At 76.1% G+C, this 13,201-nt stretch carries 14 protein-coding genes and 1 pseudogene; 5 read left to right on the top strand and 10 right to left on the bottom strand.

Annotation, left to right across the window (positions count from 1 at the left end; genetic code table 11):
- Positions 1-29: 29 nt before the first annotated feature.
- A complete protein-coding gene (locus ACI792_RS06275; protein WP_456601841.1) occupies positions 30-1,007 on the bottom strand; it encodes a carbohydrate kinase family protein in 978 nt (325 codons plus the stop codon).
- Between the two features lie 139 nt (positions 1,008-1,146).
- Entirely contained in the window at positions 1,147-1,845 is a 699-nt protein-coding gene (locus ACI792_RS06270) for a CDP-alcohol phosphatidyltransferase family protein (protein ID WP_456601840.1), read from the bottom strand.
- A gap of 66 nt (positions 1,846-1,911) precedes the next feature.
- Here ACI792_RS06270 and ACI792_RS06265 point away from each other — a divergent pair, with 66 nt between their 5' ends.
- On the top strand, positions 1,912-2,712 hold the full coding sequence (locus ACI792_RS06265) for a lipase family alpha/beta hydrolase (RefSeq protein ID WP_456601839.1): 801 nt from the start codon (positions 1,912-1,914) through the stop codon (positions 2,710-2,712).
- Here the strand turns inward: ACI792_RS06265 and ACI792_RS06260 are convergent.
- The 4 genes from ACI792_RS06260 to ACI792_RS06245 form a co-directional block, all read right to left on the bottom strand.
- A complete protein-coding gene (locus ACI792_RS06260) occupies positions 2,709-3,518 on the bottom strand; it encodes an ABC transporter permease (protein ID WP_456601838.1) in 810 nt (269 codons plus the stop codon). The genes ACI792_RS06265 and ACI792_RS06260 overlap by 4 nt on opposite strands.
- The gene (locus ACI792_RS06255; protein WP_456601837.1) at positions 3,515-4,435 is read right to left on the bottom strand and encodes an ABC transporter ATP-binding protein; all 921 of its coding nucleotides are present in this window, start codon (positions 4,433-4,435) and stop codon (positions 3,515-3,517) included. Before ACI792_RS06255 ends, ACI792_RS06260 begins: the two co-directional genes overlap by 4 nt.
- Positions 4,432-5,541, bottom strand: a complete 1,110-nt coding sequence (locus ACI792_RS06250; RefSeq protein ID WP_456601836.1) for a transcriptional regulator — start codon at positions 5,539-5,541, stop codon at positions 4,432-4,434. Before ACI792_RS06250 ends, ACI792_RS06255 begins: the two co-directional genes overlap by 4 nt.
- A gap of 77 nt (positions 5,542-5,618) precedes the next feature.
- On the bottom strand, positions 5,619-5,996 hold the full coding sequence (locus ACI792_RS06245; protein ID WP_456601835.1) for a hypothetical protein: 378 nt from the start codon (positions 5,994-5,996) through the stop codon (positions 5,619-5,621).
- An 80-nt stretch (positions 5,997-6,076) separates the two neighbouring features.
- Between ACI792_RS06245 and ACI792_RS06240 the strand changes: the two genes are divergently transcribed.
- Complete coding sequence (locus ACI792_RS06240) at positions 6,077-6,712, top strand: hypothetical protein (RefSeq protein ID WP_456601834.1); 636 nt, start codon at positions 6,077-6,079, stop codon at positions 6,710-6,712.
- Between the two features lie 22 nt (positions 6,713-6,734).
- Here the strand turns inward: ACI792_RS06240 and ACI792_RS06235 are convergent, their stop codons facing one another.
- Together ACI792_RS06235 and metF are read right to left on the bottom strand one after the other, a co-directional pair.
- Positions 6,735-7,910, bottom strand: a complete 1,176-nt coding sequence (locus ACI792_RS06235) for an AI-2E family transporter (RefSeq protein WP_456601833.1) — start codon at positions 7,908-7,910, stop codon at positions 6,735-6,737.
- Positions 7,911-7,952: 42 nt separating this feature from the next.
- Positions 7,953-8,858: a methylenetetrahydrofolate reductase [NAD(P)H] gene (gene metF, locus ACI792_RS06230; RefSeq protein WP_456601832.1), complete on the bottom strand. Its 906-nt coding sequence runs from the start codon at positions 8,856-8,858 to the stop codon at positions 7,953-7,955.
- 131 nt (positions 8,859-8,989) lie between these two features.
- Here metF and ACI792_RS06225 point away from each other — a divergent pair, with 131 nt between their 5' ends.
- From ACI792_RS06225 to ACI792_RS06215, 3 genes are read left to right on the top strand one after another with little or no spacing between them, the layout of a single operon-like run.
- The gene (locus ACI792_RS06225) at positions 8,990-10,186 is read left to right on the top strand and encodes a polyprenyl synthetase family protein (RefSeq protein WP_456601831.1); all 1,197 of its coding nucleotides are present in this window, start codon (positions 8,990-8,992) and stop codon (positions 10,184-10,186) included.
- The gene (gene crtI / locus ACI792_RS06220; RefSeq protein WP_456601830.1) at positions 10,186-11,682 is read left to right on the top strand and encodes a phytoene desaturase family protein; all 1,497 of its coding nucleotides are present in this window, start codon (positions 10,186-10,188) and stop codon (positions 11,680-11,682) included. Before ACI792_RS06225 ends, crtI begins: the two co-directional genes overlap by 1 nt.
- Entirely contained in the window at positions 11,682-12,629 is a 948-nt protein-coding gene (locus ACI792_RS06215; RefSeq protein ID WP_456601829.1) for a phytoene/squalene synthase family protein, read from the top strand. The genes crtI and ACI792_RS06215 overlap by 1 nt, the downstream gene beginning before the upstream one ends.
- Here ACI792_RS06215 and ACI792_RS06210 read toward each other — a convergent pair.
- Together ACI792_RS06210 and ACI792_RS06205 are read right to left on the bottom strand one after the other, a co-directional pair.
- Positions 12,626-12,835 (bottom strand): annotated as a pseudogene (locus ACI792_RS06210) (lycopene cyclase domain-containing protein); the annotation flags it as partial. The gene ACI792_RS06215 and the pseudogene ACI792_RS06210 overlap by 4 nt on opposite strands.
- Complete coding sequence (locus ACI792_RS06205) at positions 12,832-13,179, bottom strand: lycopene cyclase domain-containing protein (RefSeq protein ID WP_456580933.1); 348 nt, start codon at positions 13,177-13,179, stop codon at positions 12,832-12,834. The gene ACI792_RS06205 and the pseudogene ACI792_RS06210, both read right to left, overlap by 4 nt.
- Positions 13,180-13,201: the final 22 nt, after the last annotated feature.

The following is a 13,201-nucleotide window of genomic DNA, read 5'->3' as shown; positions in this document are numbered from 1 at the left end:
ATGATCAGGTCACCTGATCCCAGCGGGCCTCACGCGGGGAGGTGGGCGGCGATCTCCTCGGCGGCCTCGGCCCCGAACGCCTCGGCGAACCGCTCGAGGAAGCTCTCCCGCGGCAGGTCGTACTCCTGGGTGCCGATGACCTCCACCGCCGCGGTGGCGACGGCGGAGCCCAGCTGGGTCGACCGCTCCAGCCCCAGGCCCCAGGTCCGCCCGGCGATGAACCCGGCGCGCAGCGCGTCACCACCGCCGGTCGGCTCGACGGGCTTGGTCTCGGGCACCGCGATCACCGACAGCGGCTCCTCGCCCTCCCGCCGCACCAGGACGCCGTCCGCGGCGCGCGTGGTCACCCACGTGCCCACCCGGGCGAGCACCTCGTCGGCCGTCCAGCCGGTCTTCTGCAGCAGCAGCGCCGACTCGTACTCGTTGGTGAAGAGCACCTCCGCCCCGTGCACGAGCTCGCGGATCATCTCGCCGTCGGCCCAGGCCAGCTGCTGGCTGGGGTCGGCGGCGAAGGCGTACCCGCGCTGCCGGCACTCCTGCGTGTGCCGCACCATCGCGGTGGGGTCGTTCGGCCCGACGACGACGAGGTCGGGGCTGCCCACCCGGTCGACGACCGGCGCCAGCTCGATCTGCGCGGCCTCGGACATCGCCCCCGAATAGAACGACGCGATCTGGTTGTTCGCCTCGTCGGTCGTGCAGACGAAGCGGGCGGTGTGCTTGAGCTCCGACCAGTGCACGCTGCCGGTGTCGACACCGTGGCGCGAGAGCCAGGCCTCGTAGTCGGCGAAGTCGCTCCCGACCGCCCCCACCAGCACCGGCGCCAGGCCGAGCAGGCCCAGCCCGTAGGCCATGTTGGCGCCCGCGCCCCCGCGGTGCTGGACCAGGTCGTCGACGAGGAAGGAGAGGGAGACGTTCTCCATCTGGCCTTCGACGAACTGCTCGGTGAAGCGACCGGGGAAGGTCATCAGGTGGTCGGTGGCGATGGAGCCGGTGACGACGACGGGCACGGGAGGCACTCCTCCGGGTCGGGCTGCCTCGGGCCGCTGCGCCGCGGGGAGCACCGGGCGGGGAACGGGAGACGAACGGCGGGGGTCGGGCACCGCACACCCTAGGGCCCGCACGCCCGACCCGCCGTCCAGACCGGGGTCACCCCTCCGGCGGGGGCTCCCCCTGGCCCGGACCGGCCAGCTCGGCGCCGAGCCACCGGGCCAGCTGCAGGGTGCCGACGGCGCCCAGCAGGACCCCGGCGGCGGCGCCGGCGGTGACCGAGAGCACCGCGGCGTCCACCCCCGCGACCTCCAGGCCGCTGACCACCCCCGCGCCGCAGAGCGTGAGGGCCGCCATCGCGACCCGGGTGGGCCGTTCCCACAGCGAGATCGGGCCGGTCCGGTGCACGCCGGCCTGCCCCGCGCGCGCCCGCAGGTAGTCGGGCAGCCAGCAGAGCGCGCCGAAGGCGACGGCGAGCCAGCCCGGCGCCCCGGCCACCCAGAGCGCCGCGGCGTACGCGACCTCGGTCAGCCGGTCCACCACGGAGTCGAGGACGAAGCCGCGCTGGGATGCCCGCCCCGTGCCGATCGCCAGCGCGCCGTCGAGGCTGTCGAGCAGCCCGGAGAGCCCTACCAGCCCCCCGGCCAGCAGCAGCCAGGCGCCGCCCGCGGCAGCCGGGGGGACCGCCGCGGCCGCGACGACCACCCCGGCGGCGGTGGCGACGACCGGGGGCAGCGCCGCCAGCGGCCGGGCGAGCCCGTGCGCCAGCGACAGCCAGGCCCGCACCAGCGGTGCCTGCGTGTCGGCGCCGCCGTGCCAGCGGGACCAGGCCTCGAGGTACTCCTCCCGGCTCAGCACGCCGCCCCCTCCCGCGACCGGGCGCCGTCCGGTGACGCCGGCGCCTCCACCAGGGACAGTAGGTGAGTGCTCGCCGGTCTCTCCCCCGCCCGCCGCCGTCTCGTCGTCGCGGTGCTCGCCCTCGTCACCGCCGCGTTCGTGGCCCTCGGCGTGCTGCTGGCCACCCGCGGCGCGGACGTCCAGGGCCCGGGCCCGACGGCGCGGCCCGGCCCGGTGCTGCTGGTGCCCGGGTACGGCGGAGGCACGGGCGCCCTGCGGACGCTGGCCGACCGGCTGGAGTCCGCGGGCCGTGACGCCACCGTGGTCCCGCTGCCCGGCGACGGCACCGGCGACCTCGGCCAGGCGGCCGCGGCGCTCGACGACGCCGCCCGCGCGGCGCTGGAGCGCACCGGCGAGGAGAGCGTGGACGTCGTCGGCTACTCGGCCGGCGGGGTCATCGCGCGGCTGTGGGTCGCCGACGGCGGCGCGGAGGTGGCCCGCCGGGTGGTGACGATCGGCTCGCCGCACCACGGGACCGGCCTCGCGGACCTGGCCGGCCAGATCGCACCGGCCTCCTGCCCGGAGGGGTGCCGGCAGCTGGCCACCGACAGCCCGGTCCTCGCCCGGCTGAACGCGGGCGACGAGACGCCGGGCGGGGTGGGCTGGGTGTCGGTCTGGACGACGCTCGACCGGACGGTCACCCCGCCTGACTCCGCCCGGCTCGAAGGCGCGCTCAACCTCCCCGTGCAGTCGGTGTGCGCGGACAGCCGGGTCGGGCACGGCCAGCTGCCCGGCGACCCGCTCGTGCAGGGGATCGTCCTCGAGCAGCTGACCGCCGGTGAGCCGGTCCCCCTCGACGCCGCCGACTGCGCCCGCCTCAGCGGCTAGCTCGTGACGTCCTTGGTCGTGAAGTTCGCCCACGCCGCGGCCAGCAGCACGCCCACGTAGACGGCCTGCAGCGCGAGCCCCCGGGTGATGTCGCGCCAGAGGATCGGGTCGCGGAAGAGGTCGACGAACGCCAGCCAGTAGCGCGTCGGCAGGTACGGCGCGATCGGCGAGGCGGCGTCCAGGGTGAACAGCAGCGACGACGTGACGAGCACCGCCAGGGCGCCCATCGTCGCGCCCAGCGGTGAGTCGGTGAGCGTCGAGAAGAACAGCGCGAAGGCGGCGACACCCAGCATCGACACCGCGACGTAGCCGACCGCCATCACCGTGCGGACGGCGAGCTCCTCGACCGTCAGCGACGTCCCGGAGACCGACGTCCCGGCCCCCGGCACGGCCTCGAACAGCGTCGTCCCGACGAGGTAGCCCAGGGCCGCGACCACGACGACGGTGACCAGCACGAAGGCCAGGACGGCGACGAGCTTGGCCACCAGCAGCCGGGTCCGCCCGGCCGGCCGGGCCAGCAGGTAGCGCAGCGTGCCCGCCTGCGCCTCGCCCGCGACCGAGTCGCCGGCGACCACCGCCACCGCGATGGGCAGGAACAGCGGCAGCACGATGGCGAGCGCGGCCAGGGGGTACAGCGCGCCGTTGGTCAGGACGGCGGAGAGGAACGGCGGGCCCTCGCCCGGCCGGGGGGCCAGGTCGGTGAGCACGAGCAGCACCGCGACCAGCACCGGCAGCGCGTTGAGGACGGCGATGATCGCCCAGGTGCGGGGCCGGCGGAACAGCTTGCGCAGCTCGACGGCGATCACGGCGTCCGCTCCACCCGGTCGGCGCTGGTGGCCGCGGCCGCCAGCACCACCTCCTCGAGCGTCGGGCGGTCGGCGGCGAGGCCGGTGACCGGGATCCCGGCGCGGACGAGCAGCGCGTTCACCTCGGCGGGGTCGCCGCCGCGCACCACCACCCGCTCGCCGTCGACGGCGGCGACCCGGCCGTCGAGGACCGCCCGCACCTGCTCGGGGGTGGGCGTGCGCACCACGGTGGCGCCGGTCGGGGCGGTCAGGGTGGCCAGGTCGTCCTGCAGCACCAGGCGGCCGCGGTCCAGCACCCCGACGCGGGTGCACAGCTGCTCGACCTCGGCCAGCAGGTGGCTGGAGAGGAAGACCGTCGTCCCGCCGCGGTGCAGGTCCAGGAGCAGCTCCCGGATCTCGGAGATGCCCTGCGGGTCCAGCCCGTTGGTGGGCTCGTCGAGGACCAGGAGCTCGGGACGGCGCAGCAGCGCCCCGGCCAGGCCCAGGCGCTGCCGCATGCCGAGGGAGTAGGCCTTCACCGGCCGGCGTCCGACGCCGCCCAGCCCGACCTGGTCGAGCACCTCGGCGACGCGCCGGCGGCGGTCGCGGCGCGCCCCGCCGGGGCCCGCGGCGTCCAGCAGCGCGAGGTTCTCCCGGCCGGACAGGTGCCCGTACGCAGCCGGCGCCTCGATGAGCGCGCCCACCCGGGGCAGCACGCGGCGGCCTGCGCGCGGCATCCGCTCGCCGAGCAGGTCGATCTCCCCGCGGGTGGGCAGGACGAGCCCCAGCAGCATGCGGACGGTCGTCGTCTTGCCCGAGCCGTTGGCCCCCAGGAAGCCGTAGACGTCGCCCTCGCGCACGTCCAGGTCGATGCCGTCGACCGCGCGGACCCGCCCGAACTGCTTGGCCAGCCCGCGGGTGGCGATGACCGTGCTCACCGCTGCCGCCCCAGCACCGGGAGCTCCCCGGCGGCCTCCACCAGCGCGTCGAGGGTGACCGTCCCGGTGAGCACGTACGGTTCCGCGTCCTGCGGGTCGACGAGCATGAGCCCGATCGGCCCGGCCGCGATCCGGGTGCTCGTGGCATCGGTGACGGCGTCCGGGCTCTGCGCCAGCGTTCGGCGCAGGCCGTCCGCCAGCCGGCGCGGCACGGGGGCGACGGCGAGCAGGGTGGCCCCGCGCCCGTAGAGCCCGATGCCGGTCGGGGCGCCGTCGAGCGTCCGGCGCGGCAGGCCGGCCAGCGTGGGAGGGAGGCGGAACGGTCCCAGGCGCCGCCCGGCCTCCAGCACGATCTCGGCCTGGTCCGCCGAACGCACGGCGGCGTCGGGTGGAGGGGTGAAGGCGGTCGTGGCGGCGTCCGGGACCCCGAGCTCCAGGTCCAGGAACCGGGTGTCCAGCGCCGGCACCTCCGACGTCTCGCCGAGGACGACCACCTGCACCGGCAGGCCGCTGACCCGGTCCACCCACACGTCCACGTGGCGCACCGCGGAAGCCGGCTCCGCGGGGGTTGCGCGCAGCCCGAGGGCGTCGCGGCCGGCGATCCGCCGGGCGCCGATGCGGGTCAGCTCCCCGTCGGTGGCCTCGGAGAGCAGCCGCCGGCCCAGCGTGGAGGGCAGCAGGTCCGGGGGCGCCGGGAGGGCGAACGGTGTGGCCGCCGCGCGGGTCGCGGAGGCGGCCTCGTACTGCCACGTCCAGGTGCCGCGTGCGTCGCGGTGGACGCCCGTCTCGCCGGCCGCGGTGATCACGTCGACCCGGTGGTCCTCGGGGCCGCGCCACCACACCCGCATCTCGGTGCGGTCGCTGAACAGGTCGGCGACGGAGTCGAGCTGGCGGGTCACCGGCAGGGCCAGCCCGCCGGCGGACTCGGCGTACCCGGAGTAGGTGACGTCGTCGGAGGCGAGGACCGCCGCACGCAGCTCGGCCGCGGGCACCGGCGGGTCGGCCACCGGCAGCGCACCGACGAGCGCCGGGAGCGCGACGAGGACCGCGACGACCACCCCCACGACGGCCCAGCGCGGAGCCGCCGCCCGCGGTCCGGACGCCATGGCGGCCACGGTAGCCCGCGGCTCCCGGCCCCGCGGCACGCCGGGATGCCCCACAGGAGTCTCACAGCGAGGCCGGGCTACGCCCGTGCGACGACCAGGCAGCAGGCGGCCAGCACCAGCACCAGCGGGGTCATGACGACGCGCTCCGACCGGCTGCGCGAGATGCCGTTGAGCAGGATGCCGACCGCGAAGTACCCGGTCAGCACCCGGATGCCGACGTCGCCCACCGCCGCGGGCACCGCCGTCACGAGCCCGGCCGCCTGCAGGATCACGACGGCGAAGAGGGCGTAGAGGACGACGGAGACCGCGCTGCCGACGCGCAGGCCCGTGGGCAGCACCTCGTGCTGCCCGCCCCACGCGAACCGCCCCCAGGGACGCCCCGCGGCGAGGGCCACCTGGAAGGCGGCGAGGCCGGCGAGCAGGGCGCAGGCGAGCACGGTGGCTCCGGTGATCACCGACGCAGGGTAGGGCCGTGACCGGCACCTTCCCGGCAACAGCGCGCGTGGCACCCCTCCCGCCGGGGCATGGCCGCCCCATGGCTGCTCCCATCAGCGACGCCGTGGTCGTCGACGTCCTCCGCCGGCTGGACCGGCTGCTCACCCCCCTGGCGACCCGGCTGGGGCGCCCCCCGGAGCTGCCGCGCGGGCAGCGCGACGAGTGGTGGGCCGACCGCGTGTCCCGGGTCGCGGCCGGGGTCTCGGCGGTGCCCCGCTTCGCGGGCAAGCTCGCCGACCTGCTCCCCCTGCAGAACACGGTCGGTACCGCGGTGCAGTCCCTCGTCGTCCTCGGCGTGGCCGGCGAGCACGGCGTGGAGGCCCCGGCCGAGCGGGTGTCGCTGCTGGCCCGGGTGCTGCTCCGCCGGGAGCTGTCCGCCGAGCAGGTGGAGCCGCTGCTCACCCGGACCAAGGGCACCTACGTGGAGGGCGCGCTCGGCCCGCGGGACGAGCGCCGCGGGGCGAAGGGCGTGGTCCGCACGCTGTGGCGGGCCGCCCGGCTGCTGAGCCGCATCGACGACGCCCTGGACGCCCGGCCGAAGGGGAAGTTCTTCGCCCGCGCGGTGTCCAACCTGCCGGTCGTCGGGGTCGTCGGCGGGTACGCCTCCGAGCGCGAGGGGCTGCGCCGCGCGGCCGCCCGCGCCGCCGACCTGCTCGAGGGCGCTCGGCAGCCGTGACGCTCCCCCGGAACGACCTGGGTCAGCCCTCGTCACCGGTCCGGGCAGCCACCGGCTCCGCACCGTCCCGGGCTCGCTCGTCCTCCTCCCCGACCACCCTGCCCCCGTCCCCCCAGCCCGGGCCGGCGGCGGGGTCCCGACCGCGCAGGTAGTCCACGACGCGGCCCGCGCAGGCGGCGATGGGCACGGCCAGGAAGGCGCCCAGCACGCCGTAGGTCACGCCGCCGACGGTGACCGCGAGGATGATCAGGAACGGGTGGAGCCGCAGGACGGGGCTCAGGATCAGCGGCTCGAGCAGGTTGCCCTCGGCCTGCTGCACCACGACGACGAGGGCGAGCACCAGGAGCGCCGTCGTGAGCCCCTGGTCGGCCAGCGCGACGAGGACCGCCAGCAGGCCCGAGACGAACGCCCCCACGATGGGGAAGAAGCCGCCCAGGAAGATCAGCACCGCGAGCGGCAGGGCCAGCGGGACACCGAGGACCACCAGCCCGATGCCGATCGCCACGGCGTCCACGAGGGCGACGACCAGCTGCCCGCGGAAGTAGGCACCGAGGGTCCAGAACAGCTGCCCGGACACGCGGTCGACGTGCACCCGGGTGCGCTCGGGCAGCAGGCTGGTGACCCCCGACCAGATGCGCCCGCCGTCGCGCAGGTAGAAGAACAGGGCCACCAGGAACAGGACGACGGCCGTGGCGACGTCGCCGAGCGTCCGCGCCACCTGCAGTCCGCGGTCGACGACGTCGCCACCACCTCCGCCGAGCGCACCGGCCGCCTGCTGGGCCATGTCGGCAAGCCCACCGTCGCCGACGTCGAAGGGGAGGGAGAAGGGCGTGTCCGCGACCAGCTCCGCCAGGTCGCTGAGGGCGTCCTCGACGCTGTCGGCCAGTGCGGGGATCTCGGCGGCGAAGCGCGGCACCACGAACCAGACGGCCAGCCCCAGCAGCCCGAGCAGCGAGAGGAGGAGAAGGAGGGCGACGACGGTCGAGGGCACCCCCTTCCGCTTCAGCCAGGCCGCGACCGGCCACAGCACGGCCGCCGGGAAGAGGGCGATCGCGAGCGGGGTGGCGACGACGCTGACCTCGCGCAGCAGCAGGTAGCCGAGCGCCACGAGGACCAGGACCCCCAGCGCGGCCCAGGCGCGCCGCCCGGCCCGCACGAGCCACGAGTACGGCTCAGCCTGCTCCTCCTGCGCGACCATGCAGGCTCCATGCCCCGCTGCCCGCCCGGGCAGACGCCGCCGTCAGCGGATCGCGGGTGCGCTCCCGGCCAGGTTGGCGAAGACCTCGCGCGTCGCGGTCGAGCGGTTCATGGTGATGAAGTGGATGCCCGGCACGCCCTCGTCGAGGAGCCGCCGGCACAGGTCGGTCGCGACCTCCACCCCCAGGTCGCGCACCGCGGCCTTGTCCTCGGGGCGGTCGCCGTCCAGCGCCTCGAACCGCTCGGCCAGCTCGGCCGGGAAGGCCTGACCCGACAGCTGGACGATCCGGGTGATCTGCCGGACGTTGGTGACCGGCATGACCCCGGCGATGACCGGCACCTCGCAGCCGCGCGCCACGACGCGGTCGCGCATCCGCAGGTAGTCCTCGGCCCGGAAGAACATCTGGGTGATCGCGAAGTCGGCGCCGGCCCGGCACTTGGCCACGAACATCTCGACGTCGGTGTCGAAGTCCGGCGACCGCGGGTGCCGCTCGGGGAAGGCGGCGACGCCCACCGAGAAGTCGCCCACCGAGCGGATCAGCTCCACCAGCTCGGCGGCGTAGTGCAGGCCCTCGGGGTGGGCGACCCACTCGGCCTGCGGGTCGGCGCCCGGGGGGTCGCCGCGCAGCGCCATGATGTTGCGGACCCCCGCCGCGGCCAGCCGGCTGATCACGTGCCGCAGCTCGGCGATGCTGTGGTCGACGGCGGTCAGGTGCGCCAGCGGCGTCATCGTGGTGTCCGCCGCGATCCGCTCGGTCATCGCCACGGTGCCCTCGCGGGTGGAGCCGCCGGCCCCGTAGGTCACCGACACGAAGGACGGGTGCAGCCGCTCCAGCTCGCGCAGCGCCGTCCAGAGCTGCTCCTCCCCCACCGGGGTCTTCGGCGGGAAGAACTCGAAGGACCACGTCGGCTGCGCGGTGGCCAGGAGCTCGCGGACGGTGGGTGTCACGGCACCCGAGGGTACGGGCGGCCCGGCGGCGCCCCGGAACCGTCCCGCCGGAAGACGTCCCGCGGCTGCATCCGGAGGGCCCACTCGCGGCGAAGAGGTCCTGTCCCGGACGACCGAGCGACGGAGGAACCATGCAGCCGACCACCTCGGCCGCCCTGCTGGTGGGGCGGCGCCCCACCGGGTCGGGCGATACTGAACCAATGATCGCCGGGGCGCAGCAGCGCGAGTCCGCCCGCCTCGCCCCGCCCCTGTCGGTCGCCGAGCTCGACCGGGTGCGCGCCGCGGTCGCCGAGGCCCTCACCGGCTTCCTCGACCAGCAGCGCGCCACGCTCGCCGCGATGGACGCCAGCCTCGTCCCCGTCGTCGACGAGGTCTGCGCCGTCGCCGCGGGCGGGAAGAAGCTGCGCCCCTCCTTCGCCTACTGGGGCTGGCGCGGGGCCCGCGGCCAGGGCCCGGGCGCCGGCGAGGACGAGGACGCCGTGCTCCGCGCGGTCGCCGCCCTGGAGTTCGTGCACGCCAGCGCGCTGGTGCACGACGACGTCATGGACGCCGCCGGCACCCGGCGCGGGCGCCCCACGACGCACGTCGGGTTCGCCGACCGGCACACCACCCACGGCTTCACCGGCGACCAGGAGCTCTTCGGCGTCGGCGCGGCGATCCTCGTCGGCGACCTCGCGCTGGTCTGGTCCGACGAGCTGCTGCGCTGCTCGGGCATCTCCGAGGCGGCGCTGGGCCGCGCCCGCGCCGTCTGGGACACCATGCGGACCGAGGTCACCGCCGGCCAGTACCTGGACCTGCTGCGCGCCGCCGGCGGGCTGCCGGGCCCCGACGGCGCCCTGACCGTCGCCCGCTACAAGAGCGCGGGGTACACCGTCCAGCGGCCGCTGCAGCTGGGCGTCGCCATCGCCGGTGCGGGGCCGGCCACGGTCGAGGCCTGCAGCGCCATCGGGCTGCCCCTCGGGGAGGCGTTCCAGCTCCGCGACGACCTGCTCGGGGTCTTCGGCGACCCGGAGGTCACCGGGAAGTCCGCCGACGACGACCTGCGCGAGGGCAAGCAGACCCTCCTGGTGGCGCTGGCCGCGGAGGCGGCCGACGACGCCGGGCGCCGGCTGCTCGGCGACCTGCTCGGCAACCCCGATGCCGGGCACGAGGAGTTCGAGACCCTCCGCGAGCTGCTGGTCACCACCGGCGCCCGCGACCGGGTGGAGGAGCGCATCGCCCTCAGCACCGCGCGGGCCCGCGAGGCGATCGCCGAGTCGCCGCTGGCCGAGGACGCCCGCCGGGCCCTGGACGCGCTCGCGGTCGCCGCGACGTCGCGCGCCGCCTGATGGTCCGCACCGTCCCGGGTCGCACCGACCGCGTCGTCGTCGTCGGGGCGGGGCTCGCGGGGCTGGCCACCGCGCTGCGCCTGCGCGGCGCCGGCCGCGAGGTGACCGTCGTCGAGCGTGCCGAGGGCCCCGGCGGGCGCGCCGGCCGCATCGAGCGCGACGGCTACGCGCTGGACACCGGGCCCTCGGTCTTCACCGCGCCCGAGATCGTGGCCGAGACGCTCGCCGCCGTCGGTGAACGGCTGGCGGACCGGCTCGAGCTGCGCCGCCTGGAGACCAGCTACCGGGCGCAGTTCGCCGACGGCACGCACCTGGACGTGCACGCCGACCCGGCGGCGTTCGCCGCCGAGGTCGCCGCCCTGTGCGGGCCGGCGGAGGCCGATGCGCTGCGCCGCTACCTCGTCGACCTCGCCGAGCTCTACCGGTTGCAGCTCCGGACGTTCATCGACCGCAACCTGGACTCGCCGCTGGACCTGCTGGGCCCCGAGCTCGTCACGCTGGCCCGCCGCGGCGGGTTCGGCCGGCTGTCGACGCACGTAGGCAGGTACTTCGCCGACGACCGGCTGCGCCGGCTGTTCAGCTTCCAGGCCCTCTACGCCGGGGTCTCCCCCTTCCGCGCCATCGCCGCCTACGCGGTGATCGCCCAGCTCGACATCGGCGCCGGCGTCTGGCACCCGGTCGGCGGGATCGGCGCGGTGCCGCGGGCCCTCGCCGGGGCCGCGGCCGACGCCGGGGTGTGCTTCCGCTACGGCGCCGGCGTCGAGGAGCTGGAGACCCGCGGCGACCGCGTCAGCGCGGTGGTGCTGGACGGCGGCGAGCGGCTGCCCGCGGATGCCGTCGTCGTCACCACCGACGCGCCGCACGCGCTGGTGCCGGGGCTGCGCGGGCCGCGCCGACCGGTCTACTCGCCCTCCTGCGTCGCGCTGCACCTCGGGGTGCGGGCCGAGCTGCCCGACCAGGCGCACCACACGATCAGCTTCGGGCACTCCTGGCGCGGGGTGTTCGACGAGCTCACCCGCGACGGCCGCCCCATGAGCGACCCGAGCCTGCTGATCAGCATGCCGTCGCGCAGCGACCGGTCGCTGGCCCCCGACGGCGGGCAGGTGGTGAGCGTCGTCGCGCCCACCCCCAACCTCGACCCGCGCAGCGGCGGCAACCCGCACCTCGACTGGGACACCCTGGGGCCGCGCTACCGGCAGGAGCTGCTGGCCACGCTGGAGGCCCGCGGCCTCACCGGCGTCTCCGGCGCCATCGAGGTCGAGCACATGGACACCCCGGCCACCTGGGCCGCGCAGGGCATGGCGGCCGGGACGCCGTTCGCGCTGGCGCACACCTTCGGCCAGACCGGCCCCTTCCGCCCGTCCACGCTCCCGCGCCGCGGCCCGGAGAACGTGGTCCTGGCCGGGTCGTCGGTGCAGCCGGGCGTCGGCGTGCCGATGGTGCTCATCAGCGGCCGGCTGGCGGCCGAGCGGATCACCGGGCCGGTGGGGCGCTGATGCTGCAGCCCCCCGGCACCCAGGCCGCCCGGCAGGAGCAGCTGGCCGCGGCCTACCGGCACTGCGCCGCGATCGCCGCCGAGCACGGCAAGAGCTACCACCTGGCGACCCGGCTGCTGACGCCCGAGCGGCGGCCCGCGGTGCACGCCCTCTACGCCGCCGCCCGGGTGGCCGACGACTTCGTCGACCACCCCGGCGCCGACCCGGCCGGCGACCTGATGACCTGGTCCAAGGCGCTGCTCACCGAGCTGGAGACCGGCTGGTCCGACGACCCCGTGCGGCTGGCCCTGGTGCACACCTACCGCCGCTACGCGATCCCCGTCGAGCACCTCGTCGACTTCCTCGCCGCGATGACCAGCGACCTCGACGTCGACTCCTATCCCGACATGGCCGCCCTCGACCGCTACATGTGGGGCTCGGCGTCGGTGATCGGGCTGCAGGTGCTGCCGGTGCTGGGCACCGCGCCCGGCGTGGCCCGCGAGGAGGCGGCGTCGCACGCCATCGCGCTCGGCGAGGCGTTCCAGCTGACCAACTTCCTGCGCGACGTCGCCGAGGACGTCGACCGCGGCCGGGTCTACCTGCCCGAGGACGCCATGGCCGCGCACGGCGTGACCCGGGAGCAGCTGGCCGAGAAGCGGTTCGACGACGGCTTCCGCGAGCTCATGCGGGAGATGGTCGCCGTCGTCCGGCGCCGGTACGACGACGCCGCGCCCGGCACCCCGATGCTCGCGCCGGAGTCCCGCGACTGCGTGCGCGCGGCCACCGCCCTCTACGGCGGGATCCTCACCGAGATCGAGCGCGCCGACTACCGGGTGCTCGACCGCCGGGTGTCGGTGTCCAAGCCGCGCCGCCTGGCGGTGTTCGCCCGCCGGTTGACCGCCGCCCAGGTGGCCAGGGTGAGGGTGACCATGGCGAACCCGAAGAGCAGGTCCTCCACCGGCGCGTAGGCGATGCGCGGCCCCCAGATGGTCTCCGGGTCGTAGGTGACGACGTCCAGCCCGGTGAGCACGCCGTTCATCAGCAGCTGGAAGGTCACGATGATCGCGTAGGCGACCCAGAACACCGGCCGGGTGACCATCCGCGTGCGGTAGACGGCCAGGTCGACGACGAGCACGCCGAGGACGGCGAGCACGGCGAGCGTGGAGTAGCTCATCGCCGGTCCGCCTCCTCGGCGGGATAGCCGGCGTCCCAGCCGGTCACCTTCCGGACCGCCTCCAGGGCGAGCACCGAGCACAGCGGGACGACGAGGAAGAACAGCACCTCCTCGAGCGGGATGCCGCCCGGCAGGCGGACGCCGAGGGTGAGCTCGTCGCTGTAGTCCCAGTGCCCCTGCGCGATCGCGTACAGCACCCACACGACGAAGACGGCGAACTCCGGCAGCGCCGCCAGCAGGAACCGGCGCCAGCGGGCGTAGACCCGCACGCCCAGCACCAGCTCCAGCGGCGCGGTCACCACCAGGCAGCCGGCCAGCAGGCCCAGGTACGTCAGCTGCTCCACGGCCCGGGCTTCGGTTCCCGCA

The organism is Blastococcus sp. SYSU DS0669 (assembly GCF_054050895.1).
Note: the sequence above shows the minus strand (reverse complement) of the source record. Positions and strands in the feature narration are given on the sequence as shown.

Bases quoted from the DNA above. Each gene is read 5' to 3' on its own strand.
- ACI792_RS06235 (WP_456601833.1), bottom strand. From the start codon at position 7,910: ATGGTCGCGCAGGAGGAGCAGGCTGAGCCGTACTCGTGGCTCGTGCGG.
- ACI792_RS06215 (WP_456601829.1), top strand. From the start codon at position 11,682: ATGCTGCAGCCCCCCGGCACCCAGGCCGCCCGGCAGGAGCAGCTGGCC.
- ACI792_RS06225 (WP_456601831.1), top strand. From the start codon at position 8,990: ATGCAGCCGACCACCTCGGCCGCCCTGCTGGTGGGGCGGCGCCCCACC.
- crtI (WP_456601830.1), top strand. From the start codon at position 10,186: ATGGTCCGCACCGTCCCGGGTCGCACCGACCGCGTCGTCGTCGTCGGG.
- ACI792_RS06240 (WP_456601834.1), top strand. From the start codon at position 6,077: ATGGCTGCTCCCATCAGCGACGCCGTGGTCGTCGACGTCCTCCGCCGG.
- ACI792_RS06250 (WP_456601836.1), bottom strand. From the start codon at position 5,541: ATGGCGTCCGGACCGCGGGCGGCGGCTCCGCGCTGGGCCGTCGTGGGG.